The organism is Prosthecobacter sp., assembly GCF_049294395.1.
Taxonomy (GTDB): Bacteria; Verrucomicrobiota; Verrucomicrobiia; order Verrucomicrobiales; family Verrucomicrobiaceae; genus Prosthecobacter.
This window is the reverse complement of the sequence record NZ_JBAQCR010000311.1, coordinates 1-26,624: the sequence shown is the minus strand read 5'-3', so window position 1 is coordinate 26,624 and position 26,624 is coordinate 1. Positions and strand designations below refer to the sequence as shown.

28 protein-coding genes and 1 pseudogene are annotated in these 26,624 nt (G+C 59.8%); 21 read left to right on the top strand and 8 right to left on the bottom strand.

The window, feature by feature from the left end:
• Positions 1 to 26: 26 nt before the first annotated feature.
• Genes WAW39_RS20915 through WAW39_RS20895 form a run of 5 tightly spaced genes read left to right on the top strand, consistent with a single transcriptional unit; the run spans position 27 to position 7,452 of the window.
• Positions 27 to 1,370, top strand: a complete 1,344-nt coding sequence (locus WAW39_RS20915; RefSeq protein WP_422321105.1) for an SWIM zinc finger family protein — start codon at positions 27 to 29, stop codon at positions 1,368 to 1,370.
• Positions 1,367 to 2,887 carry a DUF5691 domain-containing protein gene (locus tag WAW39_RS20910; protein ID WP_422321104.1) on the top strand — a complete coding sequence of 507 codons (1,521 nt, stop codon included), beginning with the start codon at positions 1,367 to 1,369 and terminating at the stop codon, positions 2,885 to 2,887. Before WAW39_RS20915 ends, WAW39_RS20910 begins: the two co-directional genes overlap by 4 nt.
• Positions 2,888 to 2,915: 28 nt before the next feature.
• Positions 2,916 to 3,995, top strand: coding sequence for an ATP-binding protein (locus tag WAW39_RS20905; RefSeq protein ID WP_422321103.1), 1,080 nt, complete (start codon positions 2,916 to 2,918; stop codon positions 3,993 to 3,995).
• 14 nt (positions 3,996 to 4,009) lie between these two features.
• Entirely contained in the window at positions 4,010 to 6,274 is a 2,265-nt protein-coding gene (locus WAW39_RS20900; protein ID WP_422321102.1) for a DUF5682 family protein, read from the top strand.
• A complete protein-coding gene (locus WAW39_RS20895) occupies positions 6,271 to 7,452 on the top strand; it encodes a VWA domain-containing protein (RefSeq protein ID WP_422321101.1) in 1,182 nt (393 codons plus the stop codon). The genes WAW39_RS20900 and WAW39_RS20895 overlap by 4 nt, the downstream gene beginning before the upstream one ends.
• 3 nt (positions 7,453 to 7,455) lie before the next feature.
• Here the strand turns inward: WAW39_RS20895 and WAW39_RS20890 are convergent, their stop codons facing one another.
• Both WAW39_RS20890 and hpt read right to left on the bottom strand, forming a co-directional pair.
• On the bottom strand, positions 7,456 to 7,701 hold the full coding sequence (locus WAW39_RS20890) for a MoaD/ThiS family protein (RefSeq protein WP_422321100.1): 246 nt from the start codon (positions 7,699 to 7,701) through the stop codon (positions 7,456 to 7,458).
• Positions 7,698 to 8,255, bottom strand: a complete 558-nt coding sequence (gene hpt / locus WAW39_RS20885; protein ID WP_422321099.1) for a hypoxanthine phosphoribosyltransferase — start codon at positions 8,253 to 8,255, stop codon at positions 7,698 to 7,700. Before hpt ends, WAW39_RS20890 begins: the two co-directional genes overlap by 4 nt.
• Before the next feature lie 73 nt (positions 8,256 to 8,328).
• On the opposite strand from hpt, the gene pdxH reads away from it, so the two are divergent.
• From pdxH to WAW39_RS20840, 9 genes are all read left to right on the top strand, one after another.
• Complete coding sequence (gene pdxH, locus WAW39_RS20880; RefSeq protein ID WP_422321098.1) at positions 8,329 to 8,982, top strand: pyridoxamine 5'-phosphate oxidase; 654 nt, start codon at positions 8,329 to 8,331, stop codon at positions 8,980 to 8,982.
• 177 nt (positions 8,983 to 9,159) lie between these two features.
• On the top strand, positions 9,160 to 9,681 hold the full coding sequence (locus WAW39_RS20875; protein WP_422321097.1) for a GbsR/MarR family transcriptional regulator: 522 nt from the start codon (positions 9,160 to 9,162) through the stop codon (positions 9,679 to 9,681).
• Between the two features lie 56 nt (positions 9,682 to 9,737).
• Complete coding sequence (locus WAW39_RS20870) at positions 9,738 to 10,655, top strand: acyl-CoA desaturase (RefSeq protein ID WP_422321096.1); 918 nt, start codon at positions 9,738 to 9,740, stop codon at positions 10,653 to 10,655.
• Positions 10,656 to 10,667: 12 nt separating this feature from the next.
• Entirely contained in the window at positions 10,668 to 11,084 is a 417-nt protein-coding gene (locus tag WAW39_RS20865; RefSeq protein WP_422321095.1) for a hypothetical protein, read from the top strand.
• A 20-nt stretch (positions 11,085 to 11,104) separates the two neighbouring features.
• Complete coding sequence (locus WAW39_RS20860; protein WP_422321094.1) at positions 11,105 to 11,542, top strand: hypothetical protein; 438 nt, start codon at positions 11,105 to 11,107, stop codon at positions 11,540 to 11,542.
• Entirely contained in the window at positions 11,539 to 11,982 is a 444-nt protein-coding gene (locus tag WAW39_RS20855) for a thiol-disulfide oxidoreductase DCC family protein (RefSeq protein WP_422321093.1), read from the top strand. Before WAW39_RS20860 ends, WAW39_RS20855 begins: the two co-directional genes overlap by 4 nt.
• A gap of 32 nt (positions 11,983 to 12,014) precedes the next feature.
• Positions 12,015 to 15,284 (top strand): PVC-type heme-binding CxxCH protein, encoded by a 3,270-nt coding sequence (locus WAW39_RS20850; RefSeq protein ID WP_422321092.1) that lies wholly within the window; start codon positions 12,015 to 12,017, stop codon positions 15,282 to 15,284.
• A gap of 42 nt (positions 15,285 to 15,326) precedes the next feature.
• Positions 15,327 to 16,130, top strand: a complete 804-nt coding sequence (locus WAW39_RS20845; RefSeq protein WP_422321091.1) for a hypothetical protein — start codon at positions 15,327 to 15,329, stop codon at positions 16,128 to 16,130.
• 104 nt (positions 16,131 to 16,234) lie between these two features.
• The gene (locus WAW39_RS20840) at positions 16,235 to 16,840 is read left to right on the top strand and encodes a xanthan lyase (protein ID WP_422321090.1); all 606 of its coding nucleotides are present in this window, start codon (positions 16,235 to 16,237) and stop codon (positions 16,838 to 16,840) included.
• Here WAW39_RS20840 and WAW39_RS20835 read toward each other — a convergent pair.
• Positions 16,837 to 17,730 (bottom strand): sigma-70 family RNA polymerase sigma factor, encoded by an 894-nt coding sequence (locus tag WAW39_RS20835; RefSeq protein ID WP_300199627.1) that lies wholly within the window; start codon positions 17,728 to 17,730, stop codon positions 16,837 to 16,839. The genes WAW39_RS20840 and WAW39_RS20835 overlap by 4 nt on opposite strands.
• Before the next feature lie 398 nt (positions 17,731 to 18,128).
• Between WAW39_RS20835 and WAW39_RS20830 the strand changes: the two genes are divergently transcribed.
• The 4 genes from WAW39_RS20830 to WAW39_RS20815 are packed head-to-tail and all read left to right on the top strand — an operon-like array spanning position 18,129 to position 20,842.
• Entirely contained in the window at positions 18,129 to 19,124 is a 996-nt protein-coding gene (locus tag WAW39_RS20830) for an alpha-ketoacid dehydrogenase subunit beta (RefSeq protein WP_422321089.1), read from the top strand.
• 12 nt (positions 19,125 to 19,136) lie between these two features.
• Positions 19,137 to 19,355, top strand: a complete 219-nt coding sequence (locus tag WAW39_RS20825) for a type II toxin-antitoxin system HicB family antitoxin (protein WP_422321088.1) — start codon at positions 19,137 to 19,139, stop codon at positions 19,353 to 19,355.
• Positions 19,352 to 19,537, top strand: a complete 186-nt coding sequence (locus tag WAW39_RS20820) for a type II toxin-antitoxin system HicA family toxin (protein ID WP_422321087.1) — start codon at positions 19,352 to 19,354, stop codon at positions 19,535 to 19,537. The genes WAW39_RS20825 and WAW39_RS20820 overlap by 4 nt, the downstream gene beginning before the upstream one ends.
• Before the next feature lie 12 nt (positions 19,538 to 19,549).
• A complete protein-coding gene (locus WAW39_RS20815; RefSeq protein WP_422321086.1) occupies positions 19,550 to 20,842 on the top strand; it encodes a dihydrolipoamide acetyltransferase family protein in 1,293 nt (430 codons plus the stop codon).
• 300 nt (positions 20,843 to 21,142) lie between these two features.
• Here WAW39_RS20815 and WAW39_RS20810 read toward each other — a convergent pair whose 3' ends face one another.
• Together WAW39_RS20810 and WAW39_RS20805 are read right to left on the bottom strand one after the other, a co-directional pair.
• A complete protein-coding gene (locus tag WAW39_RS20810; protein WP_422321085.1) occupies positions 21,143 to 22,048 on the bottom strand; it encodes an HTTM domain-containing protein in 906 nt (301 codons plus the stop codon).
• Positions 22,045 to 22,446, bottom strand: a complete 402-nt coding sequence (locus WAW39_RS20805) for a hypothetical protein (RefSeq protein ID WP_422321084.1) — start codon at positions 22,444 to 22,446, stop codon at positions 22,045 to 22,047. The genes WAW39_RS20810 and WAW39_RS20805 overlap by 4 nt, the downstream gene beginning before the upstream one ends.
• Positions 22,447 to 22,826: 380 nt before the next feature.
• Here WAW39_RS20805 and WAW39_RS20800 point away from each other — a divergent pair, with 380 nt between their 5' ends.
• Positions 22,827 to 23,186 carry an MmcQ/YjbR family DNA-binding protein gene (locus tag WAW39_RS20800; RefSeq protein WP_422321083.1) on the top strand — a complete coding sequence of 120 codons (360 nt, stop codon included), beginning with the start codon at positions 22,827 to 22,829 and terminating at the stop codon, positions 23,184 to 23,186.
• A gap of 10 nt (positions 23,187 to 23,196) precedes the next feature.
• Here the strand turns inward: WAW39_RS20800 and WAW39_RS20795 are convergent.
• The 3 genes and pseudogenes from WAW39_RS20795 to WAW39_RS20785 all read right to left on the bottom strand — a co-directional run bounded on the left by WAW39_RS20795 (position 23,197) and on the right by WAW39_RS20785 (position 24,641).
• Positions 23,197 to 23,583: pseudogene (locus WAW39_RS20795) on the bottom strand (type II toxin-antitoxin system VapC family toxin).
• Positions 23,580 to 23,822, bottom strand: coding sequence for a type II toxin-antitoxin system Phd/YefM family antitoxin (locus WAW39_RS20790; protein ID WP_422321082.1), 243 nt, complete (start codon positions 23,820 to 23,822; stop codon positions 23,580 to 23,582). Before WAW39_RS20790 ends, WAW39_RS20795 begins: the two are co-directional and overlap by 4 nt.
• A gap of 63 nt (positions 23,823 to 23,885) precedes the next feature.
• Positions 23,886 to 24,641 carry an exodeoxyribonuclease III gene (locus WAW39_RS20785; protein WP_422321081.1) on the bottom strand — a complete coding sequence of 252 codons (756 nt, stop codon included), beginning with the start codon at positions 24,639 to 24,641 and terminating at the stop codon, positions 23,886 to 23,888.
• A gap of 115 nt (positions 24,642 to 24,756) precedes the next feature.
• On the opposite strand from WAW39_RS20785, the gene WAW39_RS20780 reads away from it, so the two are divergent.
• Complete coding sequence (locus WAW39_RS20780; protein ID WP_422321080.1) at positions 24,757 to 25,431, top strand: class I SAM-dependent methyltransferase; 675 nt, start codon at positions 24,757 to 24,759, stop codon at positions 25,429 to 25,431.
• Between the two features lie 128 nt (positions 25,432 to 25,559).
• Positions 25,560 to 26,408, top strand: a complete 849-nt coding sequence (locus WAW39_RS20775; protein WP_422321079.1) for a hypothetical protein — start codon at positions 25,560 to 25,562, stop codon at positions 26,406 to 26,408.
• Positions 26,409 to 26,624 lie beyond the last annotated feature (216 nt).

The following is a 26,624-nucleotide window of genomic DNA, read 5'->3' as shown; positions in this document are numbered from 1 at the left end:
TCAGGCATTGGCTTGGATCGGGCCGAATGCTGACCGCCGACCAAATCCTTGCCCTTTCCCCCGACGATTCGTCGGCCAAGGCGGCCCGAGGATTGCTGGCTCCGGCGAAGTGGCCGACTCTCGGGCATGATGAAGCAGCGATCTGGGGCGAGTGCCAGGGGAGCGGCTCCAAGCCATATCAGGTGATCATTGATGTCAGCGGGCCGTCGTTCAAATGCGGCTGTCCGAGCCGCAAGTTTCCATGCAAGCACGGGCTGGCGTTGTACCTGCTGCTGGCGCAGAAGCAGAGCGCCTTCACGGCGAACACGCAGCCGGCTTGGGTGAATGAATGGCTCTCCGCGCGGCAGCAGCGCAGCGAAAAACAGGTGGAGAAAAAAGCGGCGCAGGCCGAGGCGAAGCCCGTTGATGAAGCGGCTGTTGCGAAGCGGGAGGCGAAACGGCTCGACCGCATGCTGGGTGGCGCGCGTGATTTGGAACGCTGGCTGGCGGATCTGGTGCGGCAGGGGATCGCGGATCTGCCAGCGAAGCCTGCCACCTACTGGCGGGAGACTGCGGCGCGTTTGGTGGATGCGCAGGCCACAGGTCTTGCCGTGTGGGTGCGCCAGCTCGAAAGTGCGGTGTCATCTGGCGAGGGCTGGCAGGAGCGTGCGCTGTTGCAGATGGGCCGGATGCAGCTGCTCACCGATGCGCTGCAGCGGCTGGACTCGCTGCCTGAACCGCTGCGGCATGATGTGCGCGGCAGCGCGGGCTGGACCGCGGACAAAGACGAGGTGCTGGCCGGCAATGATCGGGTGGGGGACACATGGCAGGTGCTGGGTGTCAGCCACGATGAGAACGACAAGCTGTGGGAGCGCCGCGTGTGGCTGCGTGGCCTGACCTCGGACCGCGATGCCTTGCTACTCGACTTTTCGCATGGTGGGCGGCGCTTTGATCAGGTGTTTGTACCTGGCACGCGGCTGAAGGCGACGCTGTGCTTCTTCCCGAGTGCAGCGCCGCTGCGCGCGCTGCTGGTGGATGCTCCGGTGGAGGCTGCGGCAGGCGCGTATGGTGAAGCTGTTGTGACCTGGGATCGTGCGCTGGATTCTGTCGCTTCTGCGCTGGCGCGGCAGCCGTGGTTTCAACGCCTGCCGGTGCTGCTGCACCATGCCACGCCTGTGCTGCGCGGGCGGCAGTGGCTTGCCCGTGATGCTGATGGGCGCGAGGCACCTCTGCGTGTCAGTGATGATGATGGCTGGCAGTTGCTCGCCCTTGGCGGTGGAAATCCGCTGACGCTTTTCGGCGAATGGCATGGGGTCCACTGGCGGCCGCTGACGGCCTGGCACCCGAATGAAGAAACTCCCTGCTGGACGGAGGTGCTCACAGTCGCATGAGCGCGCTCGCCTCACTTGCCACCAGTGCGCTCCTTGGCACCGCTCGGCATCCGCCCGAATGGCCGGCTCCTGAGGGACCGGTCGGAGATCTGCTTGGACGCATCCCACGCGATGCGGTGGAGAAAGCGCTGCTGCAAACGGCAGGCGTGCTGGGCACCTGTCAGCTCGCGGGCCTGCTGCCAGCGCAGGTGGGTTCTGCACCTGCACCGTCAGAGTCTTCGCCACAGGATGTGCGGATGGACCTGCTGGCAGCCATTCTTGCCGATGGACCCGAGCGGCTGCAGGTCGAGGCGTTTCAAGCCATTGCTTCCGCCGGCAAACACCTCCCTCATCGTCTGCTGCCAAAAGCACTGGAGTGCGGACGGCGCAGCATCGCCTTGCGCCCCAGTCTGCTGGCGGTGCTCGGCTCGCGTGGAGCCTGGCTTGCCGTGCAAAATGAGGCGTGGTCCTACGCCGCAGGTGCAGTGAACATGGACACCGTGAGCGATGAGGTGTGGCAGCTCGGCAGTCTCGATCAGCGGCGGCTCTATCTGACGACACTGCGTGCCACCGATGCCGCGAAAGCGCGCGAGCTGTGCCGCGCCGCCATGAGCACAGAAGGGGCGAAGGAGCGTACCGCGTTCATTGAATGTCTGGGCACTGGGCTCACTCTTGAAGATCAAGATCTGCTCGAATCGACGCTCGCGGACAAAAGCAAGGAGGCACGGCAGGTGGCGGCGCGGCTGCTTTCCACGCTGCCGGACTCGCGCTTCGCCCAGCGCATGTCGGCGCGTGCGGCGCTGTGCTTGAAGTCCGAGAAGAAACTGCTGCGCGGCACGGTCAGCACCCTTGAAGCACCCGCCGCCTACGATGCCACATGGAAGCCGGATTTGATCGAGGAAGCAAAGCCGAAGGGCCTGAGCATGGGCGAGCGCGCGTGGTGGTTGTTTCAAATCGTGCGTCAGGTGCCGCTGCGCTGGTGGGAAACGCAGACGGGCATGACGCCTGGCGAATGCCTGGCCTGGGCGCAAAAGTCGGACTGGAAGGACGTGCTGCTGCAAGGCTGGGCCGAGGCGCAGGCGGTGCAGCGGCGCGTGGAGTGGGCGGAGGCCTTCCTGAGCACGACCCTGCCGCCAAACGGTCCGCTCACGTTTTTTGACCTGCTCGAAACCCTGCCGCCAGCCATGCGGGAGCCGCATTTCCTCAAGCTGCTGACCGACAACAACTCCAACGTGGTCGCCTTCAGCACGGTGATCGATCGCTTCATCAAAGGCCTGCCGCTGGGCGCGCCGATGCTGTCGCCTGCGGTGGCCGCGAAAGTGATCAAGATCCTGAAGCAGCGCATCCAGAGCGGCGAGGCGCGCTACGACTGGCAGCTCCGTGCCTCACTCGTCGAGCTCGCATGCCTCATGCCTTCAGCGGCCTTCAACGACTTCGCCAGCGGCTGGGATCTTACCAAGGAGGAAGCCCAGCCCTTTGCCGAGGCCGTGGCGCGTGTGGGCCTGGTGCTCGATCAACGCCGCCAGCTTGCTTCGTGAAACTTTGAAACAGAACCCCTGCTTATCCATGATCAACACGCTCCGCCAACACGCTGAACACCTCTTTGCCCACGAGCTCGACGAATTGAAAAAGGCCGATACTCGGCAGCGGCCCACGAACTGGGAGCTGTCGCCGTGGGCGGTGGCCACATACCTGCTTGGCGGCAAGCTGGATAACGGCTTTGAGGTCAGCGCCAAATACATTGGCAACCGACGGGTGATCGAGATCGCGGTAGCCACGCTGGCCACCGACCGTGCGCTGCTGCTCTACGGCGTGCCCGGCACGGCGAAAAGCTGGGTGTCCGAGCATCTTGCCGCTGCGATTTCCGGTGACTCCACGCGGCTGGTTCAAGGCACCGCTGGCACGAGCGAAGAACAGATGCGCTACGGCTGGAACTATGCCCTGCTGCTTTCCAAAGGCCCGTCAAAAGAGGCGCTGGTGCCGAGTCCGCTGATGAAGGCGATGAGCGATGGCCGCATCGCGCGGGTGGAGGAGCTCACACGCATCCCGGCAGATGTGCAGGACACGCTGATCACCATTTTGTCCGAGAAGACGCTGCCCATTCCGGAACTTTCCAGCGAGGCGCAGGCAAATCGCGGCTTCAACGTCATCGCCACCGCGAACAACCGTGACAAAGGCGTGAACGAACTCAGCAGCGCACTCAAACGCCGCTTCAACACCGTCGTGCTTCCCGTTCCCGCCACCGAAGCGGAGGAAATCGCCATCGTCACCAAGCGCGTGGGAGAGATGGGCAAAGCGCTCGAACTTCCCGCCGAACCACCCGCGCTCAAGGAAGTGCGGCGCATCGTCCAGGTCTTCCGTGAACTGCGCGACGGCCAGACTGCCGATGGCAAAACGAAGCTCAAGCAACCCACCGGCACCATGAGCACCGCCGAAGCCATCAGCGTGCTCAACAGCGGCATCGCGCTCGCCGCGCACTTTGGAGACGGCACTCTGCGTGCAGGCGATGTCGCTGCCGGTCTGGTAGGTGCTATCATCAAAGATCCCGTGCAGGACTTGGTGGTGTGGAAGGAGTACCTCGAAACCGTGGTGAAGGAACGCGACGATTGGAAGGACCTTTACCGGGCATGCCGGGAGATGATTTGATTCGACTGACACCCATGACTCACCTCTTCGGCATCCGCCATCATGGCCCTGGCTGCGCGCGTTCCTTGGTTCGCGCGCTGGAGGAGCTGTCGCCGGATTGCATCTTGATTGAAGGCCCGCCGGAGGCGGAAGCGGTGCTGGCGTCGGCGATTCATGCGGAGATCGAGCCGCCGGTGGCGCTGCTGTTGTACTGCCCGGACGATACGAAGAAGGCGTCGTTTTATCCCTTCGCGGAGTTTTCGCCGGAGTGGCAGGCCATTCGTTTTGGACTCACGCGCAGCGTGCCGGTGCGCTTCATGGACCTGCCGCAGGCACATGATCTGGCGCTGCGAGATGCGGAGATGGCCGCCCCGCTGGCGGATGAAGCGGAAGCTTCTGATTCATCTGAAGCAGAAGACATCTCGGGCGATCCGCTCGACTGGCTGGGCCGTGCGGCGGGTTATGGCGATGGCGAAACGTGGTGGAACCAGATGGTCGAAGAGCGTCGTGATGCCGACAGCGCGGGCCTCTTTGCCGCGATCCAAGAAGCGATGACGAGTGTCCGTGCGGAGATCCCACGCAAGCTCACTCCACCATCGCAGCAGCGCGAGATGCTGCGTGAGGCGCACATGCGCAAAACCATCCGTCAGGCGGAGAAAGACGGCTTTCAAAAAATCGCCGTGGTTTGCGGCGCATGGCATGTGCCCGCGCTCGCCGCCATGCCAAGCGCGAAAGCGGATAACGACCTGCTCAAAGGCCTGCCGAAGGTCAAAGTAGCCGCGACTTGGGCACCTTGGACCTACGGCCGCCTCGCTGCTGCGAGTGGCTACGGTGCCGGGGTGCTGTCGCCGGGCTGGTATGAATTTCTTTGGAAAAACCAAGCTGCTGAAGCTTCGCAGCGCTCCATAGCATGGATCTCCAAAGTCGCGCGGCTGATGCGCGAGGAGGACATCGACTGCTCGTCCGCACACGTCATTGAAGCCGCACGTCTCAGCGATGCCCTCGCCGCCATGCGCGAACGCCCTGCCGCAGGGTTGGATGAAATCAATGAGTCCATCCGCACCGTCATCTGCATGGGCGAGGATGCACCGCTGAAGCTCATCCGTTCCAGGCTGATCGTGGGCGAAAAACTGGGCCGCGTTCCGCCGGATGTGCCCATCGTGCCGCTGCAGCAGGATTTGGAAAAACAGCAGCGCAGCCTGCGACTGAAGCCGGAAGCCCTGGCGAAGGAACTCGATCTGGATCTGCGCAACGAGAACGACCTCAGCCGCAGTCACCTGCTGCACAGGCTGAAACTGCTCGGCATCCAATGGGGCGAGGTGCGTGGCACCGGACGCAGTGCGAAGGGCACCTTTCATGAAGTGTGGCAGGTGCAATGGCAGCCCGAGTTTGCCGTGGCCATCATTGAAGCCTGCCGTTGGGGACATACGATCAGTGATGCGGCCACGGCGCTGGCGATTGATCAGGCGCAGAAGGCGGAGTCTCTGCCCGCGCTCTCGGCGCTGGTTGATCGTGTGCTTCTCGCCCATCTCCCGCATGCGGTGGAGCCTGTGACGCACGCGTTGGAAAACCTGGCCGCCATCGCGGGCGATGCTTCACAGCTCCTCGAAGCCATTCCACCGCTGGCCAATATTTTCCGTTATGGTAATGTGCGCCAGACCGACGCCTCGCTGGTCGGGCATGTGCTCGATGGCCTCGTCACGCGCGCCTGCATCAGCCTCGGCGGGGCGTGTGCTTCGCTGGATGACGACGCAGCCGCTGCCATGCGCAAACGCATCATCGCCACGCATCAGGCCATCAAGCTCATCGGGAATGAAAGCCATCTCGCCGATTGGATGCCGGCGCTCACGCGTCTTGCGGTACTGGGTGGGACGCATGGACTTGTGTGCGGGCTGGCTGCACGCCTGTTGTTTGATGAAAAGACCGAGGATGCCGATGCCACGGCCACACGCATGAGCCAGGCGCTTTCCATTGGCAACGATCCCGCGCCCGCTGCAGCTTGGCTGGAGGGATTCCTGCATCAGAGCGGCATGGTGCTGCTCCACGATGACCGGTTGTGGCAGACCCTGGATGCCTGGCTTGCTTCCTTGAGTGATGAAGGCTTCACCCGCATCCTGCCGCTGGTCCGGCGCACGTTCTCACTGTTTCCCGGCACGGAGCGCACCCAGCTCGGTGCTCGTGCGAAGCACTCGGGTGCGGCTGGTCCGGCAGTGAAGACCGTCATGGCGGAGGAGTGGAACGAAACGCGCGCCCAGAAGCCGCTGGCTGTGCTGGAACAGATTCTTGGACTGAAGTCATGAGCACGCCATCTACAGACAACGAACGACAGCGCCGCTGGCGCCTTGCCCTCGGCGGCGAGGCCAATGAATCCTGCTGTAGCTTGAGCGGCGAGGATCTGGAAATCGATCAAGCGCTCGGCGCACTCTATGAGCCTGAAGGCCCCAGTGGTATGAAAGGTGCCCGGCGTGGCGGCACTGAGAAATCCGCTCCACGCGTCGCACGCTGGCTGGGGGACATCCGCAAATACTTCCCCGCCAGCGTCGTGCAGGTGATGCAGCAGGATGCGCTGGACCGTCTGGGCATGCGCGAAATGCTGCTGCAGCCGGAGATGCTGGAGGCCGTGCAGCCGGACGTACACCTCGTGGCGAGTTTGATCTCACTCTCCGGCGTCATCCCCGCCAAGACGAAGGAGACCGCCCGCATGGTCGTGCGCAAGGTGGTGGAAGAACTCATGCGCAAGCTCGCCGAGCCCATGCGCACGGCGGTGACGGGTGCGCTGAACCGTGCGGTGCGCAATCGTCGGCCACGACTGGCGGAGATCGACTGGAACCGGACCATCCGCGCCAATTTGCGGCATTATCAGAAAGACTACCAGACGGTGGTGCCGGAGACTTTGATCGGCTATGGCCGCAAGGCGCAGAAGACCCAGCGGAACATCATTCTCTGCATCGATCAGAGCGGCTCGATGGCCGCCAGCGTCGTCTATTCGAGCATCTTCGGGGCCGTGATGGCCTCCCTGCCTGCGGTGAAGACCCAGCTCGTGGTCTTTGACACGGCGGTGGTCGATCTGACGGAGAAACTTGATGATCCGGTGGAACTGCTCTTTGGCACCCAGCTCGGCGGCGGCACGGACATCAACAAAGCCGTAGGCTACTGCCAGAGCCTTATCACCGATCCCACCAACACCATCCTCGTGCTCATCTCCGACCTCATCGAGGGCGGGGTGGAAAAGAACCTCCTTCAGCGCACCAACGAGCTGGTGCAAAGCGGCGTGCAGTTCATCACCCTGCTGGCGCTCAGCGACGAAGGTGCTCCCTGTTATGACCAGCAGCTCGCTGCCAAGATGAGCCTGCTCGGTGTTCCCAGCTTTGCCTGCACGCCGGACAAATTTCCCGCGCTCATGGCCGCTGCGATCAAGAAGGAGGACATCGCCCTCTGGGCCGCGCAGGCAGACCTCGTGACCACGCGCCATGCGTGAGTTCTACCCCCCCTGCACCGGCGGCATGATCGCCACCTCGCCGCCATCGTGCAGCGGCTCATCGCGCTTCACATAGGTTTGGTCCAGAGCCAGGAGCAGGCTGTTCTGCCAGTCGCTCAGCTTGGGCCAGCGGTCTTCGATTTGAGCGAGCAAGTCGCCCATCGTGGCACCGGCGGGCACTTCGAGGGAGATTTCGTCCGTGCCGGTGATGTCACGCAGGACGGAGAAAAAGAGCACGCGCAGCTTCATGACGCGGGATTCGGGTTCAGGATGCCGATGCAGGGCAGATTGCGAAAGCGGCCCTGGTAGTCCATGCCGTAGCCGACGACGAATTCATCGTCGATCTCAAAGCCGGCGTCATCCAGCGGCACCTCACGCAGGCGCTCACGGCGTTTGCTCAGCAGGACGCAGGTGCGCAGCGAGGCAGGCTGTTGCGCGAGGAGGCGCTCGCAAATGGCGCTGAGCGTGAGCCCGGTGTCGAGGATGTCATCCAGCAGCAGCACGTCCTGATCGCGCATGTCAAAGTTCGCGGGCCAGTTCACCTTCACCTCGCCGGTGGTGGCGGTTCCGCCTTGATAGCTGCTGGCGCTCAGGGTGTACAGCCGCACGGGCATTTCGAGTTTGCGCAGCAGATCAGCTACAAAGAAAAGGCCGCCATCCATCAGCGCCACCACGGTGACGACTTTGCCTGCGAGTTCCGCATTCAAGCGCGCGGCCATCGCGTCCACCCGCTCGCTGATTTGCGCGGGAGTGAGCAGGATGCGTTCGAGATCTTGAATGACGCCGGTGACAGAAGATGGCATGGAGCAAAAGAGTGTGTAAAAGGCCAAAGCTGACGTAGCGCAGGCCGCACGACACGCGTTTCTTGTAACCTGAATGAACCCAACTGACAAACCGAACCTGCCCGACCTGCGCGTGAGTTACGACCAGGGCGAACTCGACGAACACAGCGCCCCGGCCGATCCCCTGGCGCTCTTCACGATGTGGATCAACGACGCCCTCGCGCACAAGCTGCCAGAGCCGAATGCGATGAGCCTCGCCACCAACGGCCTCGATGGCACTCCGACCGTGCGCACGGTGCTGCTCAAAGGCATCGACGAGCGCGGCTTTCATTTTTACACCAACTACGAAAGCCGGAAAGGCCACGAGATCGCCGCCGATGCCCGGGCCGCAGCCTGCTTCCTGTGGACGGACCGCCATCATCAGGTCTGCCTGCGGGGTTCGATCTCCAAGCTCGACCGTGCCGATGCAGAGAAGTACTTCGCCAGCCGCCCCTACGGGCATCAGATCGGCGCCTGGGTGTCCGATCAGAGCGTCGTCATTTCAGGCCGTGAATGGCTGGAGCAGCGCGATGTCGAACTGAAGGCGCAGTATCCGGAAGGCCAGGTCCCCTGCCCGCCGCACTGGGGTGGCTACACCCTCCAGGCAGACGAAATCGAGTTCTGGCAGGGCCGCGTGAGCCGCCTGCATGACCGCATCCGCTATCGCAAAGAAAACGGTGTGTGGGTCAAAGTGCGCCTGAGCCCGTAATCCCCAAGGAGCGGCACTTGCCAAGTGCCGGTTCAGGGCATGGGAGTATTTCATTCGAATCCGTCCACACAGCACTTGGCAAGTGCTGCTCCTTGGCCTTGAGCCACTTCCCACCCCAAGACCGAAGAAATCTCGAAAGCCACTTGCCTTTCATTATTTTCAGTTTTTAATGAAATCGTGAGCAAGGAACTACCAGAATGGGAAAAGGCACGCGAGGAATTCGTGGTCCAGTGGGGTTCGCTCGGCACGCAGTGGGGCATTCCCCGCACCATGGCCCAGATTCACGCCCTGCTCATGACCGCCCCGGAACCCATGTGCACGGACGATGTCATGGAGCGCTTGGAGATCAGCCGCGGCAATGCCCACACCAATTTGAAGGATCTCGTCGGCTGGAACCTCGTCCGCATCATCACCAAGAAGGGCGACCGCAAGGAGTACTTCGAGGCCGAGAAGGATGTCTGGAAGATCTTCATCACCATCTCGAAGGAGCGCAAGCGCCGCGAGATCGAGCCCGCCATCCACCTCCTGCGCGACTGCGCCGCCCGCACCAAGGACGAAGCCACCGGCCCCGGCAAGGACTTCCACCAGCAGATGCAGGACCTCGACGAATTCCTCAGTTTCGGCGTCAAAGTCGCCGACACCGTCATCTCCATGAAGCACGCCTCCGCCCTGCAATGGGCCATGCGCCTCCTCGGCTGATCTTTTCATGCCTGTGCATTTCACTAAATACTGAAAATTCAGAATATAAAGTCACCATGAACACCGCTCCACATGAAGTCCGCCGCATGCGCCTGGCTTGTGACGAGACGAATCCGGTCGAGGGCCGGGTCGTGTGGAGTCCGGTGAAGTCGCTCTGGTTCACTACGCATCTGGTCATTGCCGTGATCGGTGGCTGGCTCACGCTCAGCCCGGGGGCCGTGCTTCTGTCGGGCGTGTTCACGGTGCTCACCCTATGCCTTGGGCACACCATTGGCCTGCATCGCCTGCTGATTCACCGAAGCTTCGCCTGCCCTCGCTGGCTGGAGCATGCCTTGGTGCATCTCGGCACGGTGGTTGGCATGGGTGGTCCCTTCAGCATGCTTTACCTGCATGACATCCGTGACTGGGCGCAGCGGCATTCGGCCTGCCACCCATTCTACATCGACCAGCGGCCTATCTGGCGGGATGCGTTGTGGCAGCTCCACTGCAAGCTGCGTTTGAAGCATCCGCCGCAATTTGAGATCGAGCGCGAGGTAAGCGAGGATCGCTTCTACCAGATGCTGGAGCGCACCTGGATGCTGCAGCAGCTTCCCTATGCCTTGTTGTTCTACCTTCTCGGTGGCATCGGCTGGGTGGTGTGGGGCATCTCGGTGCGCATTGTGGTTTCGTTGCTCGGTCACTGGCTCATTGGCTACTGCGCGCACAACATCGGCCAGCGTGACTGGCACCTGCAAGGCCATGCGGTGCAAGGCTACAACCTCCCCCACCTGGGTCTTCTCACCATGGGTGAGTGCTGGCACAACAACCATCACGCTTTTCCTGACTCTGCTCGTCTGGGGCTGACGGAAGGCCAGCACGATCCCGGCTGGTGGGCGCTGCGTGTGCTGAATTTCCTCGGACTCATCACGCAGGTGAAGCTGCCTGCCGACATGCCGGCACGGCCGGAACTCATTCCCCTCAACCCAAACCCATAACCACACAACACTATGAACGAAACCGTCATCAGCTACAGCCTCTACCTCATCCTTGCCGTCAGCATGACGGTCTGGGTGGCGCGCACCCTCCACAAAAACGGCCGCATCTTCCTCGTCGATTGCTTCAACGGGAACACGGACCTCGCCGACAGCGTCAATCACCTGCTCGTCGTCGGCTTCTACCTCGTGAACATCGGCTTCGTCTCGCTCTATCTGAAAAGCACCGAGGAAATCAGCGGCGCACGCGGCGTCTTCGAACTGCTCAGCGGCAAGATGGGCGTCGTGCTGCTCATGCTCGGCGGCATGCACTTCTTCAATCTCTACGTCTTCACCCGCATGCGCCGCCGCGCCACCCTGGCCAACATGCCACCACCCGTGCCGCCCATGCATCGCGTCAGCAAAGCTCATGACATTCTAGACACACTGTGATGAAAACCGTCCTGCGAAAAATGAAACTCTCGCTTCGCGCCATGTTGTGTGGCTGGGTCGCATGCAACATGGCTCTGCTGGTGGGAATGCTGCTTGAATTGCCGCGTCAGAACCATTCACTTCAAAATCTGGTGGGCGGCATCGCGGCGTATGGCTTTGGCAGCGGCATCGTGATTCTCGGCGCATGGCTGCTCGTCTTCTTTCCGGTTGATCTGCTGGTGCCCGAACCATCGTGGCTGCGCGGACCGCGCGTGGCAGCCGTCTGCGGCTTCCTCGCCGGGAGCAGTGTGTTGCTGGCCGTCATTATCGGCGAGACGTGGAATAACGGATATTCAAGAGGCAGTTCCGCCCACTTTGAATGGTTTGGACTCGCTTTCGCCAGCAGCCCAGGCATCACCGGCATGGTGGCGGCATGTGTGAGATCGCGTGATGACCAACCCGACACAAAAAAATCATGAACACCCTCACCATTTTCTACGATGCCCGCTGCGGTCTGTGCTCGCGCTTCAGGCGCTGGATGCTCGAACAGGCCGCTTATGTGCGGCTGGAGTTTCTGCCTTACGATTCGCCGCAGGCCCTGCGCCTCTGCCCGGATCTCCCGAACTTGCGTGCAGATCAAGAAATCCTCGTCATGAGCGATGATGGCTCGCTCTGGCAGGGCGCGGGCGCCTGGGTGACATGCCTTTGGGCGCTGCGCGAGTATCGCGAATGGTCCCTGCGGCTCGCCAGTCCTGCGATGCAGCAAATCGCCCGCCGTGTGGTGCATTGGATCTCCAGCAACCGCATCGGCCTTTCCCACCTTCTGCGCTTGCGCAGTGATGACGCGCTGCGGGCGCAGATCACAGAGACGGCCTGTGACAATGGGGCCTGTTCCATTGAAACACGAAACGCGGCTTGAATGAAGACAGCGGTCTGCGCTGTAATGCCTGCATGTCATTCCTTCGCAGCCTCCTCATCGCCTGCACCCTTGCCGCCAGCCTCCACGCCGCCGAGGATAAAATGCGCCTCGTGCGCGAAACAGAGGCACTGACTCCAGAGCAGGAGCGCGCGGGCCTGCACGTTCCCCCGGGCTTCACGGTACAGCTCTTTGCCAGCGAGCCGATGATCAACAAGCCCATCAACATGGCCTTCGATGCGCGGGGCCGCCTCTGGGTGTCATCGACCGTCGAGTATCCCTACGCCGCCGACAAAAGCCGCTGGTCCGATGAGAAAGGCACGCGCGTCAAAGACAGCCGCGACGCGATCAAAATCCTCGCAGACACCGATGGCGACGGCAAGGCCGACAAAGTCACCGACTTCGCCGACGGCCTCAATATCCCCACCGGCCTTCTCCCCTGGCACAAGCCTGAGCACAAAGCCGGCTGCATCGCCTGGAGCATTCCCAACATCTGGTACTTCGCCGACACCGATGGCGATGACAAAGCCGATCATCGCGAGATTCTCTTCGGCCCGCTCGGATATGAAAAAGACACGCACGGCATGTGCAGCAGCTTCCGTCTCGGCCTGGATGGCTGGGTGTATGCTACGCATGGCTTCAACAACACGAGTCACTTCAAAGCCAAAGACGGCAGCACGCTTGATCTCCACAGCGGCAACGTCTTCCGCTTTCGTCCCGACGGCTCGCGTGTCGAAAAATGGACCAGCGGTCAGGTGAATCCCTTCGGCTTGTGCTGGGATCGCTTTGGCAATCTCTACAGCGCCGACTGCCACAGCTCTCCCATCTACCAGCTCATCCGTGGCGCGTGCTATCCCAGCTTCGGCAAGCCCGACGATGGCCTCGGCTTCGCCCCCGTCATGTGTGAGCACAGCCACGGCTCCACCGGCATCTGCGGCATCGTTTACCTCGATGGCGGCGTCTGGGGCCCCGAGTGGGATGACCACACGCTGGTGGGCAACTGCGTCACCTCCCGCGTGAATCACGACAAGGTCACCTTCAGCGGTTCCACGCCCAAAGCCAACGAACAGCCCGACTTCATCACCAGCGACGATCCGTGGTTCCGTCCCGTCGATCTCCAACTCGGCCCCGACAACGCCCTCTACATCGCCGACTTCTACAACAAGATCATCGGCCACTACGAAGTGCCACTGGATCATCCGGGTCGGGACAAAGAACGCGGCAGGATCTGGCGGGTGGTGAAGGATGACCATGCCAAATTACTGACCGACTGCCAGTTGGAAACATTGTCGGACAAGGAACTGGCGCAGCAGCTGGAGTCCCCAAACCTCGGACGCCGTTATCTTGCGGGAGAGCTGATCAGCCAGCGAGGCGGGGTAGCGTTCGAAGAGGTTATTTCAGTCATACCCAAATCGAGTCCAAAAACACCGCTGACTCCAGGAATGTCCCTGCGCATGGCCCATGGTCTTTGGATCGGCGCCCGGTTTGGCAAAGCGGGAGCCAGCCAGTTCAAGCGCATTGAATCACTGGATCTTTTCAACTCGGTCCACTGCTACAAGGTGTTGAGTGCTTTCAGGGATCAGACTGCCGTGCCCGGTTATTTTGCATTTGCCCTGCCTGAATTTGACCATGTCACAATTCCAGGTGTGAGCAGTCATGTAACTGTCACATCAAGAGGTGTCGGTGAGACAACGGAGTTCAATGTGACGAATGGCAAGGCGGTTGAAACCCGTGATTCTGCGGAAAATCGTAAAGCTAAGATCGAGTGTCTTGGTATTTCGGAGGATCCGGGGGCGGTGCAGGAACTTCAGTCTTTGCTTTCCATGGGAACCAGGAAGAATGACCCCACGATCACGCTGACCACCAAGATCGCCTTGAGGCGAGTTCTCTCCCTGCCCGGGAACTTCAAGGCTCTGCCTCCCGACGCCACAGGTGCCGCCGAGGTTGTTCTGGCCACACCAAATGCCGAATCCAGCGCATGGCTATGGCGGATGGAAACTTTAGACTCGAAAGGCTCCATGGCGCGGCCTCTGATTCTTGGACATGTCGCTCGCTACGGTGACCCGGAGCTCTTGAAATCCGCGCTTTCAAAGGGACATCAGGAATGCGCCACGAAACCACTCTCAACCCAGCTTGAAATGATTCAGGCCATCCACAACGGCCTCAGCGAGCGCGGAGCGCCTGCAAATCCGGAGCTGCTGCAATGGGCGCAAGAACTTGCCACGCAGCTCCTTGGCTCTGCTGACAAGCAGCCTGCGCCTTCATGGACTGCGCTGGGCGATGCCAAGTGGTCATTGCAAACGAGGAAGTGTACGGATGGCACGGAGGCGCAGGTGCTACAGAGCATGATCAAAGGTGGTGGCGATGAAGAGCAGCGCACAGGGATGCTGAAATCCAAATCGTTTGCCGCGCCAGAGAAGCTTGTGCTTTGGGTCGACGGACATCGTGGACCACCGACAGCGGAGGCGCATGACAAGAACCTCGTGCGTGTGGTGGATGCGCAGAGCGGTGCCACGCTCGCGAGTGTGTTTCCACCGCGACACAATGATTGTCGGCGGGAGGAACTGGATCTCGCCAAACACATCGGCAAGTCCGTGCGGCTTGAGATCGTGGATGGGGATGATGGGAAGGGTTATGCTTGGCTTGGCGTCACCCGAATTGAGCCGGCGGTGGTGAGCGTGAATGATTTCCAAAACGAAGACAGCACACGCAGCGCGCTCAAAACACTCGCGATGCTTCTACAGCACACAGCACCCGCTGCGCTGCGTGAGAAACTCGTCGCTTATCTGCCGCCCAGACCCGCGCCACCACCGCTGCCCGTTTCACCGGAGCAGCGCAAGCAGCTGGATGCTTTGATCGCCACGCGGTCTGCGGCGTTTGCCAAATCAAAACCGGATGTGGCAGCAGGGAAGATGGTGTTCACCACAAACTGCGCGGTGTGTCATCAAATTCGTGGTGCGGGTGGATTGATCGGCCCACAGCTTGATGGCATCGGCGCACGCGGAGCGGAGCGGTTGAGCGAAGACATCCTCGATCCGAACCGCAACGTGGACGCGCATTTTCATCTGCACACACTGACGCTGAAGGATGGCTCCGCACTGAGCGGCTTCCTCAAAGGGGAAGCAGGCCAGGTCTTGATCCTCGCCGATGCTGCGGGGCAGGAGCATCGTGTTTCCAAGAATGATCTCGCGAAGGATGTGACGACGCCCATGTCGCTCATGCCGCCGGTCTTTGGGCAGATGCTGGATGAGATGACGTTTATTAATCTGCTGGGCTATTTGATGAATGAGAAGGCGGGGAAGTGAGGAAGCACAAAGTCAGAAAGCAGCTGGCAAACACCCTAATTTGTGAATGGTTTGGAACGCTTTATGGCTGCTATGTCCTCCAAAGAAACCAACGGAAGTTCCTCGGCAGAGGTTATGGCGGAATGGCTTCAATGGCCCGGCGATCCCTTTGGATGGCGAGAGTGCGACACTCCCATCGAAAATGATTTTTTCCATGAGATACACAAGTTCACAGGTGATCAGACCGATCTAAAAACACAATACGAGTTCTCAACAAGCTCGGGTCTCTATCGAGTAGATTTTTTGCTCACCCATCGCACTACAGGTCGGGCCATTGTGGTCGAGTGTGATGGCAAAAATTTTCATTCTGTAGGAAGAGATAGTCAACGAGACGAGGCAATCATTCGGACAGGACGCGTCGCCGTGATTTATCGAGTCGCAGGAAAAGATCTCCACTATTGCTCCCTTGATGTCTTACAGCTCATCGCGCAGCGAGAACCTTGGCTGGTGAGTGACCGATTTTTGGAGCAAGCCGAATTTTATCCGCACCCAAGCCTCTACAGTGATGATGAAATCGGCCGATTAGAGGGGGGATACAAAGGCTTGATGCGAACTTACTTCGAGTACTTGGAAAAGGATGAGGATTACTATGTGGAATGCTGTTGTGAGGGTGATTGTGATTGTCGCTATAAGCCCAAGGTGGAGAAGAGCGATTTTCGCACGCCTACGATCATTCGATACATGTCAGGCTACGGCCATCCAAGTGCATTTGAATGTCCAGTAAGCCCAGTTCCAGTTCCGATGCCTGAGTGGAAGCGAGAGATGGCTAGTATTTATCATCAAATAGTGGAAAAGCAGAAAGGCTAAGCTGCCTTTTATCCATGCCAGCATTGTTCGACATCCACATAGCTGAATGCTTGCTCTGGAGAGCGGCCCTTCGTCGTATTCTGTTAACCACATTGCGGCTAGGCATGCTTCTTGGTTTCACCTTGGCCGCCGACGTGCTCAAACCGCATCCCAAAGCGGTGCCGAATATTCATTCAGTCGGTGAGGTGGACCGGCCGGAGATGGTGAAGTTCATTGTAGCCACTGCGGCATCGCTTCCGGGCATCGTGGTGGATGAGGTGGATGCGGAGCTGGTGGGGGAGTGGCAGTACTCAACACACACGCCGCCCTATGTCGGGCTGGGTTATTTGCATGACATGAAGGCAGGAAAGGGAAGCAAGTCGGTGACTTTTACGCCCAAGCTTCCAAAGGCGGGCTGGTATGAGGTGCGGCTGGCGCATTGCTACAATGTTAGGCGCTCCACCAAGACGCCGGTGACGATTCATCATGCGGATGGGGAGGCGAAGGTGATTATAAATCAGCAGCAGGAGCCGGAGCATGGGCGGCTGTTTCGCACGCTGGGCACGTTTCGGTTTGAAGAAGGGCGTGCGGGGTGGGTGCGGGTGTCCAATGAGGGCACGGAGGCGGACAAGGTGGTGATTGCAGATGCGGTGCAGTTTCTGCCGGTGGCCCAGCAGCCCACAAAAAAGCCGGAGTCTTGCGACTCCGGCTTCGTGATTGATGGATCTTAATCGTCCTCGGCTTCGGCGGCAGCGGCTTTTTTGCGCTTCTTCTTGCCACCGGCGTTGCGGAGAGCCTTCGGAATTGGGTCTTCCTTCTTCTGCAATGCACGGCGGAGCTTGCGCAGGGCGATGTTTTGCAGCTGACGGATACGCTCGCGCGTGACGCCGAACTCCTGACCGACTTCTTCCAGCGTGCGGGGCTTCTGGCCGGCAAGGCCGAAGCGGGCGTCGATGATCTTGCGTTCGCGTTCGTCGAGAACGGTCAGCAGGCCATCGAGCTGGCTGTGCATGTTCTTGTGCGAGAGCAGGTCGAACGGGGTCTGGGCGTTTTCATCGCCGACGATTTCGCCGAACTCGGTGCTGTCGTCGTCGCTGATCGGGGCGTCGAGCGAAGCAGGGCGCATGGAAGCGACCTTGAGCTGGCTGAGCTTGGCACGATCAATGCCGATTTCTTCGGAGAGTTCGTCGTCCGTGGGTTCGCGGCCGAGTTCTTCGGACATCGCCATGGCCACGCGGCGCATCTTGCTGATCTTGTCCACCATGTGGACAGGAAGGCGGATGGTCTTGGACTGGTTGGCGAGGGCGCGCTTGATGGACTGTTTGATCCACCAGGCGGCGTAGGTTGAAAGTTTGCCACCCTTGTTCGGGTCGAAGCGTTCCACGGCCTTCATGAGGCCGATGTTTCCTTCAGAAATGAGGTCGAGAAGTGGCAGACCGTAGTTGGCGTAATCCTGGGCGATCTTCACCACGAGGCGCAGGTTCGCACGAATCATGTGCGAACGGGCTTCGGGATCGCCGCGTTTGATGCGTTCAGCAAGCTCGACCTCCTGGTCGGGAGTCAGCAAGTCTGTCTTGCCGATCTCACGCAGGTAAATCTTAATGCCTCCGTCGAGTTCCATATGAGCGTTCTAGTTGGGTAATACGATACAAGGACCAACGTCCTTGCCCCGAGCTGAGACGCAGGGGGTAGTCAGTATAAAAGCAAATTCACACTTCGCTCGTGTTTTTTGAGCAAGTTTGCGGCCAGCATAGGATATTGGACCGAAGGAAAGTGGCACAAGCGAAGAATAGACAACCTACGTTCAACTAAACTTTCGGGTGATCGTCAACATCATTTCTAAAAAAAGTTAAGATTTGTTAATAAAAACACCTGCAAATCGGCACTTTTTCAGCTTTTAGAGACTCAGGGTGGCGCTTTTGGATTTTTATCAAGGCTGGCAGTTTGTCCTTCCTCGGTGATGCCGCCCGCTTGACACCGCCCGCTCCTTCCCCGACTTACTGCTCCCTCAAAATTGCCATGCCCCGCCAAATTTCCTACCGCGAAGCCATCCGTGAAGCCCTTGACGAAGAAATTGCTCGCGATCCCATGGTCGTGGTGATGGGCGAAGAAGTCGCCCAGTACAACGGGGCTTACAAGGTGACGGAAGGCCTCTGGGACAAGTGGGGCGACAAGCGTCTGGTGGACACCCCCATCAGCGAGGCCGGTTTCATCGGCATGGGCATCGGTGCCAGCATGCTGGGCGTGCGTCCGGTAATGGAGCTCATGTTCTGGAGCTTTTACACGGTCGCCTGGGATCAGATCGTCAACAACGGTGCGATGGTGCGCTACATGAGCGGTGGCAAGATCAACGTCCCCATCGTCATCCGCGGCCCTGCCAACGGTGGCACCAGCGTGGGCGCCACCCACTCCCACACCCCGGAAAACATCATGGCCAGCTTCCCCGGCATGAAGTGCGTCTGCCCCAGCAACGCCTACGATGCCAAGGGCCTCATGAAAGCCGCCATCCGCGACAATGACCCCGTCATGTTCATGGAGAGCACCAAGCTCTACGGCGAAAAATGGGATGTGCCCTCCAATGACGAACTGCCCAATGGAGAACTCTTCATCCCCCTAGGCCTTGCCGATGTGAAGCGTGAAGGCACCGACATCTCCCTCATCGCCCATGGCAAGGCGGTCATCACCTGCCTGGAAGCCGCGAAGATCCTCGAAGAAGAGCACGGCATCAGCGCCGAAGTCGTCGATCTGCGCACCATCCGCCCGCTGGATGAAGACACCATCCTCGCTTCCGTCGCGAAAACACACCGCGCCGTCTATGTCGAAGAAAACAAGCCTTACTGCGGCATCGGCGCCCAGATCGCCTACATGATTCAGGAGCGGATCTTTGACGAACTTGACGCCCCCGTGCAGCGCGTGTGCAGCCTCGATTCCCCCGCGATCTACAGCCCGCCGCTCGAAGCCCTGCAGCTGCCGACGGCGGAAGTCGTTGTCGCCAAAGCGCTGAGTATTTTCTAAGCTGGAACCGCCATGAAATTCACCCAGGTCTTCAAAAAGGTGCCCGAAGGCTACGTCGGCTTTGTCGAGGAGCTGCCTGGAGCCAATACCCAAGGCGCGACCTTGGATGAAACCCGCGCCAACCTGCGCGAAGCCATTGAACTGGTCATGGAGGCCAACCGCGTGCTCGCCGAAGAGGAGATTGGCAGCGACGAAGTTTATCGTGAAACCATGCTCCTGGCTGCTGCTTGAAACTTCGTGACCTCCTCCAACATCTGCATGACCACGGCTGCGAACTCTTGCGTGAAGGCGGCAATCATTCGATATACGTCAATCGCGCCACGCGCAAAAGCTCCTCCGTCCCGCGCCATCGCGAGATCAACGACTTCCTTGTGAACAAAATCTGCAAAGACCTCGAAATCCCCCGCCCTTAACTTTTTCCCGCCATGCCTAAATTCATCGAAATGCCCAAGCTTAGTGACACCATGACCGAGGGGACCCTCGCCAAATGGACCGTCAAGGAAGGGGACAAAGTCACCGTCGGGAAAGCCATCGCCGACATCGAGACCGACAAGGCCACCATGGAATATGCCAGCCCGTTTGAAGGCGTGCTGCACAAGTTCATCGCCACCCCCGGCGGCAAAGTCCCCCTGGGCGCCCCGCTGGCCGTGATTCTGGAAGACGATGAGGCCGTTCCGGCGGATCTGGATGACCTCATCGCCAAAGCCAAGGCCTCTGCGGCCCCTGCCCCGGCGGCTGAGAAAAAGCCTGCTTCTTCTGCCGCCAAGGTGACCGCTGCCGGTCCGCGTCTTCCCCTGGCCCCGCAGCACAAGAGCCGCGCTGTCGCAGGCAGTGCTGCCCTGCGCGTCAAAGCCTCCCCTCTCGCCAAAAAAGTCGCGGCGGAACGTGGCGTGGATCTCAACTCACTCGTCGGTACCGGCCCTGGCGGACGCATCGTGCGCGAAGACGTCGAAAACGCCCCTGTGGGTGGTGCTTCTGCGGGTCGCGTGGCTGCCACACCGGCCATCCGCCCGGTCATTGGTCCTGAAGACGAACGCGTGCCCACCAGCAGCATGCGCAACATCATCGCCGAGCGCCTCCTGGCCTCGAAGACGCAGATCCCTCACTTCTACCTGCAGATGGAAGTGGATGCCGGCCCGCTCATGGCCTTCCGCGCCCACCTGAACGCTTCTGCCGAGAAGACCGGTGGCAACAAGTACACCGTCAACGATTTCATCGTCAAGTCCGTCATTCGCGCCGCCCAGGCCCAGCCTGCGATCAACGCCGCGTGGGATGGCGATGCCATCGTGAAGTTCAAATCCGTCGGTCTCAGCGTCGCCATCGCCATTGATGACGGCCTCGTCACCCCGGTCATCAAGGAGGCGGAAAAGAAAACGCTGCTCCAGATCAGCCAGGGCGTCAAAGATCTCGCCGGCAAGGCCAAGAACAAGAAGCTCAGCCCAGATGACTTCGCCGGCGGCACCATCACCGTCTCGAATCTCGGTGCTTATGGCATCGACCAGTTCGCCGCGATCATCAATCCGCCGCAGGCCGCGATCGTGGCCATCGGCAGCATCCGCTCCGCACCTGTCGTCAATGACAAGGGCCAGATCGTCGTCGGTCAGCGCATGTGGGTCGGGCTTAGCGGAGACCATCGCGTGGTGGATGGCGCTGTTGCCGCGACCTTCCTGGCAGAAATGCGCAAGCTGCTGGAAAACCCGGCGCTGATGCTGGTGTAAGACAGTGATCCGTTGAAAACAGGTCTGAACAGGCGCGGATACCTTCAGAGTGGCCTGCAAGTTGCAGATGATCTCGCAGCTACTCCCGCGCTCCTTCAGAGCGCGGCTTTGAGCGAGAATGCCGCACATCCAACACCCAGGGCTTGCGCCCTGGGCTGACTCCTGCGGGCCTTTGGCCCACGGCGCAGGGGCTTGGCGAGCCTTGTTGATAGCAAATCGCAAAACACATTTCCGTTTAGCAGGCTGACTCTGGAAAGAAAGTCATAGGCTCCGACGGCGGCTGGCTGGAGACAGCCAGCCCTACCTCGCTTTGGGACGTGGCAGGCGGCGCTGCAGCCATTCCATATCCTCCGGTTGCAGGAAGCTCAGGTAGAGCGTCATCATCGAGAGAAAGAACAGCATCAGGTTATATGACATGATGCTGATGCCCGCGTGCAGGAGGATTCCTGCGCCGAAGCCAAACCAGCGCCAGCGAGGAACCATGAGCAGAATGGGAATCGCGAGCTCAATGAGCAGCACCAGGTAAGTGACGATTTTCAGCAGGAAACCATAGTTCAGCACCCAGAGGCCGGGCCACCGCGCATTGTGGGAGAGCAGGAAGAAACTCATGAAGTCTCCGCTCATCCAGTATTCATTGTCCAGCCTTGCCAGCACGGCCTGCAGATAAATCGCCGCCAGCTGCACCTTCATCAGAGTCAGGCCATAGCATGGCACCTGCACCTCAGGCGCCGCACGTTTGCGCGCTTTGCGTGAGCGCAACGACCAGCAGGCAGGCATGGGGGAGACCAGCACCAGAAAAGAAGTGCAGCGCAAGACCTCATCCCAGCCCACCAAGATCAGCGGATCACGCATGGCATAGGACACATACCAGACATACACAATGCCTGCAGCCACCCGGGGCCACACGCCCAGCAGCAGCATCACCATGCCGCAGCCGCTGAAAAACATGTAGTTGCTGACGGCGCCCACGTCACGGCACAGGTCAAACACAGACAGATAAGCCCCGACGGTGTACTTCCGCACGACTTCCTGATCCGCCATCCCCACATCCGTGAAGAAAGTCTCACGATCCGGCCAGATCTGCATGAGATTCAGCAGCGACACGAACGCGAACGCGATTCGTATGCAGGCATACAAACGGGAATCCACCGGGGTCAGAAACAAACCGGTGAAACGGGATGGAAGACTTTGGGGGCCCGTCATCATGGAGTGGGTGGAGCCGTTGTTTTACTGGCAACGAGCGTGCCGAGCTCAAAGGGCCCCAGCACGGAAGGGCGCTCCACAGCGATCTCCTTGAGCGAGCGTACTCCCAGCAGGCTGCGGGTGTAGGCAGGGATCACCTCCAGGCTCACCAGGGTCCGGGGGCTGTAACGCCCCGTGCGGAGCAGCGCCTCCGCAGCACTCTTCATGTAGGACTCACGAAACACGCCTCGTGTGGGATTGAAGACGACATTGGCCATCCAGTTGTTCAGCCGCACCTGGTCGTGCTGGGAAAAACGCCGCAGTCCCGGCAGCACCATGCCCACCTCTTTGGGTTTTTGTCCTTGCTCCTGGACGATCAGCCGCGCTTCCGTGCGGTGCATGTTGGGAATGGTTTCAAACATGGTCCAGAGCTGGTGGCAGCGGGTGACACGCTCATACAGGTTGAACACTGAAGACACATGAATCCGGTCTCTCCAGCGCGTAGGCAGAGCACCGAACAGAAGAAAGACCAGATGTGCCGAGGCAAAAACCACGATCATTATTTTTCGGCTGGACTGGGAGGGCGCACGCATGGGCTGTGCCGCCAAGAAAGAACCGTGATGCACCATTCATCAAACGATTAGAGCAGCATTCGGCGCCTGCGGAGCACTCATGCTGCATGGGTTGTGCGGGTCTGGTCAGCTTTTGCGGGGCATGTTGGGATTCGTCGGTGGAAAGCAGCGGGGTGTTGCGGCACTTGGTATCATTTGCACGGTGACTCCCGGATGAACTATCATGCCGCATGGAACTGCCCGATGTCATCGAACAATGCCTGAGCCTTCCCGGCGCGGAAGAAACGCAGCCGTTTGGACCTGAGGCGCTCGTTTACAAAGTCGGCGGCAAGATGTTTGCCGTCACCTCACCGGATGAGTTTCCCGCCCGTATCAATCTCAAATGCGATCCCGAGCGTGCCATCGAACTGCGTGACGAATGCCAAGGCATCAAGCCCGGCTGGCACATGAACAAGAAGCACTGGAACACCGTGATGCTGGACGGAACCGTGCCGCCGGCGCTGGTGCGGGAGCTGGTCACCCATTCGTATCAGCTTGTGGTGGACGCGCTGCCGAGGAAGGTTCGGGAGGAGCTCAAGAAAAAGAGTTAGAACCGAAGCCTCACCAAACCAACGAAATACCGTAAGCGGGGAACTCGCTGTCTGACGATACGAGATGGCAGGCGTCGAGTTGCGCTTGCGCAAGTATCACTCGATCAAAGGGATCTTTGTGGTGCTTGGGCAGCTCGCTGCTGGAGAAAAGAGCTTCTGCTGAAATGGGAAGTTCAATGAGCCCCCACCTCGAAACTTGGTTCAACCATCACGTTCGTGGAGGCTCTGGCAGAGCTAGTTTTCCGGCTCCGTGTTTTAAAATAATCTCCCATAAGCTGGCCTGACTGACATGGAGAATTGAGCCAGGATCGTTGATGGCTTTTACGGCTTCGGCACTCAGCTGTTCCGGCTCACTGGCGAGCCAGATCAAAGCACAGGTGTCGAGGAGCAGCTTCACAGCAGTCCAAGTTCACGCATGCCCACTTCGTCCAATGCCGCAAAAGATTCTTTGTCCCAGCGAACGGGAGAAGAAGTGCGTTCACCGACACGGGGGCGTTTCAGCGGCGACGATGACTTCACCGGTACGATTCGCGCCACTGCGAGTGTGCCTTGACGCAGCAGCACCTCCTCACCTAAAGCCACTCGCTGCAGCAATTGGGAGAAGTGTGTCTCAGCATAATCGAGCGTGGCTTCCATGGCTGGATTGTCGCTTTCCAAACTCACGGCGTCAAGATGACAAAAAACAGCAGGTCAGCCATCTCACCCCACCACCAGCTCCACCGGACAGTGGTCACTGCCCATCACATCCGCACGAATGGTGCATGACTTCAGCGCGGGTTTCAGTTTCTCCGAGGCGAGCCAGTAGTCGAGACGCCACCCGATGTTCTTCGCCCGTGCATCGGGCGTGCGCTGGGTCCACCAGGTGTAGCGGCCGGGGTTGGGATCAAACTGGCGGAAGACGTCGAGGAAGCCAGCGTCGAGGTGCTTGGTGAAGCTGGCGCGTTCTTCATCGCTGAAGCCGGGGTTCATGCGGTTGGATTTCGGATTGGCGAGATCGATTTCCTGATGCGCGCAGTTGAGGTCGCCGCAGGCGATGACGGGCTTGGTCTTCTCCAGCTTCTTCAGGTGCGCACGGTAGGCATCGTCCCAGGAAAGGCGATAGCTGAGGCGTGCGAGTTCGGCCTGCGAGTTTGGCGTGTACACATTCACGAGGAAGAAGTCCGGGAACTCGACGGTGATGAGACGGCCTTCGCGGTCGTGCTCGTCGATGCCGAAGCCCAGCGTGTTCGTCTTGAAGGGCACGCGGCTGAGGATGAGAGTGCCGGAATAGCCTTTCTTCACCGCACTGTTCCAGACGGCGTTGTAGCCGCTGAACCAGCCGAGATCCACTTGGTCCTGCTGCGCCTTGGTTTCCTGCAGGCAGATGACATCGGCATCGCCGTCGAGCATGTATTCGCGGAGGCCTTTGCCGAGGGAGGCACGGATGCCGTTGACGTTCCAGGAGGTGAGTTTCATGGGGAAAAATGACGAATGACGAATGTTGGAATGCCGAATTAGAACGGAAATGGGGATCGTGAAAGCGGGGAATCGGTGATGTTGCGGATCGAGGTGTTAGCACTTTGACTGCGGCATGAGTTTTGATCTGCTGGCACCGCATTACCGCTGGATGGAGGCGCTGTGTGCCGCGGGTCAGGTGCAGCTCTGCCGCACGGCATTGCTGGGGACCATTCCAGCGCCGCGGCAGGTGCTGATCTATGGCGAGGGCAATGGCCGCTTTCTCGTTGAACTATGCCGTCGCTTTCCTCATGCGCGCGTGACCGTGGTGGAAGCCAGTGCGGTGATGATCGATCTCGCACGTGCGCGGCTGCGGCGTGCAGGACTGGCAGGTGCGCAGGTGGAATTCATCCATGCAGATGCTTTAACATGGCAGCCACCCACGGCGGTGTTTGATCTCATTGTGACGTGCTTTTTTCTCGACTGCTTTCGTGCGGATCAACTGCAACATCTGGTGCCAACCATTGCCAGTGCCGCCACAGCAGATGCGCATTGGCTGCATGCGGATTTTCAAATTGCGCCCGCAGGCCTTCGGCGTGTGTGCAGCCGCGTGATCGTGGGGTTTCTTTATGCGTTTTTTCGCTGCGTGACACGACTGCCGGCCCATGAACTGGTCAATGTGGAACCCTATTTGAGGGCTGCAGGATTCACGCGGTGGCAGCGGCGTGAGTTCGTTGTAGGCCTGTTGTTTTGCGACTGCTGGAAGCGTGAAGAGATTGCGTCTCATACTCTTCTCATGCCCGTCGCATAACTTGCTTACTGGATGCCAATCCACGCGGATCAAAGCGAACGTATCCATGCTTTATATGCGGCATGGACCCTAAACCACACTCCCAAAACCGGTGGTTGCTTGCGCTGAGCCTCAGCGTCGTAGCAACCGTGTCTTTTTCAACCGCCACTGCGGGCACGCCCGTCGCTGCGAAGAACCCCGCACCCGAGCCGTTTGACTGGAAGGAGAACACCATCTCCCCGGTCACGAACCCGATGTACTTCGAAGATCCGGTGATCCGCTCCGAAATCCGCCCGATCTTCATCTATCACAACTTCGACAACCAGTTCGTCACGGGTCGTGGCAGTGCACGAGTGGGAGCTGTCCAGTTCCGCTATGCGATCACGGACCGCCTTGCCTTCATCGCGACGCAGGACGGTTATCTGAACATCAATGGCACCGGAGTGAAGGGCAGCGGCTGGATGGATCTGGCCGCCGGCTTCAAGTACGCGCTGATCAATGACGTGCAGAATCAGTTCATCCTCACCCCGGGCTTCACGTTCCAGCTCCCGACCGGTGACAAAGATGTGTTCAATGGTCGTGGTTCAGGCCAGTTCAATCCCTTCATCTCCTTTGCGAAGGGTTACGGCGATCTGCACATCACAGGCAATGTCGGCGCACTCATTCCGATGCTGCGCGATGAACAGAACACCATGGCGCATTACAGCCTGATGGTGGACTACTACGTCAGCAAATGGTTCATCCCCTTCGCCACCGCGAACTTCTGGACCACGCTCAACAATGCCTCCAACATCCCCGGCCTGCGCACGAACGGCTACGATGTCATCAACTTCGGCGCGGGCAATGCCAGCGGTGCCACTCAGGGCATGCTGGGCCTTGGTTTCCGCTCACGCATTCAGAAGAATGTCGATATCGGTTTTGCCTATGAAATGGCGGTTGTGAAGCCTTACGGCCTGGCCAACACCCGCTTCACCATGGACATGAGCATCCGCTTCTAATTTCGAGTTTTAGTCAGGTTGAGTCAGAAGTTAAGTTGGTTACGCACGGGGACGAAAGTCCCCGTGCGTTTCTATTGCGGGCCGGTTGTTTTGCGGTTGGCGAGGCAGGTTAAAATGATCTAAGTTGGCAGGAAGGGTCGCCGTTATGATCCCCCCGACAACCATGACACGCCAAACTCTTTCCTCTGCCGCTGGCGCACTTGCGCTGCTTCTCGC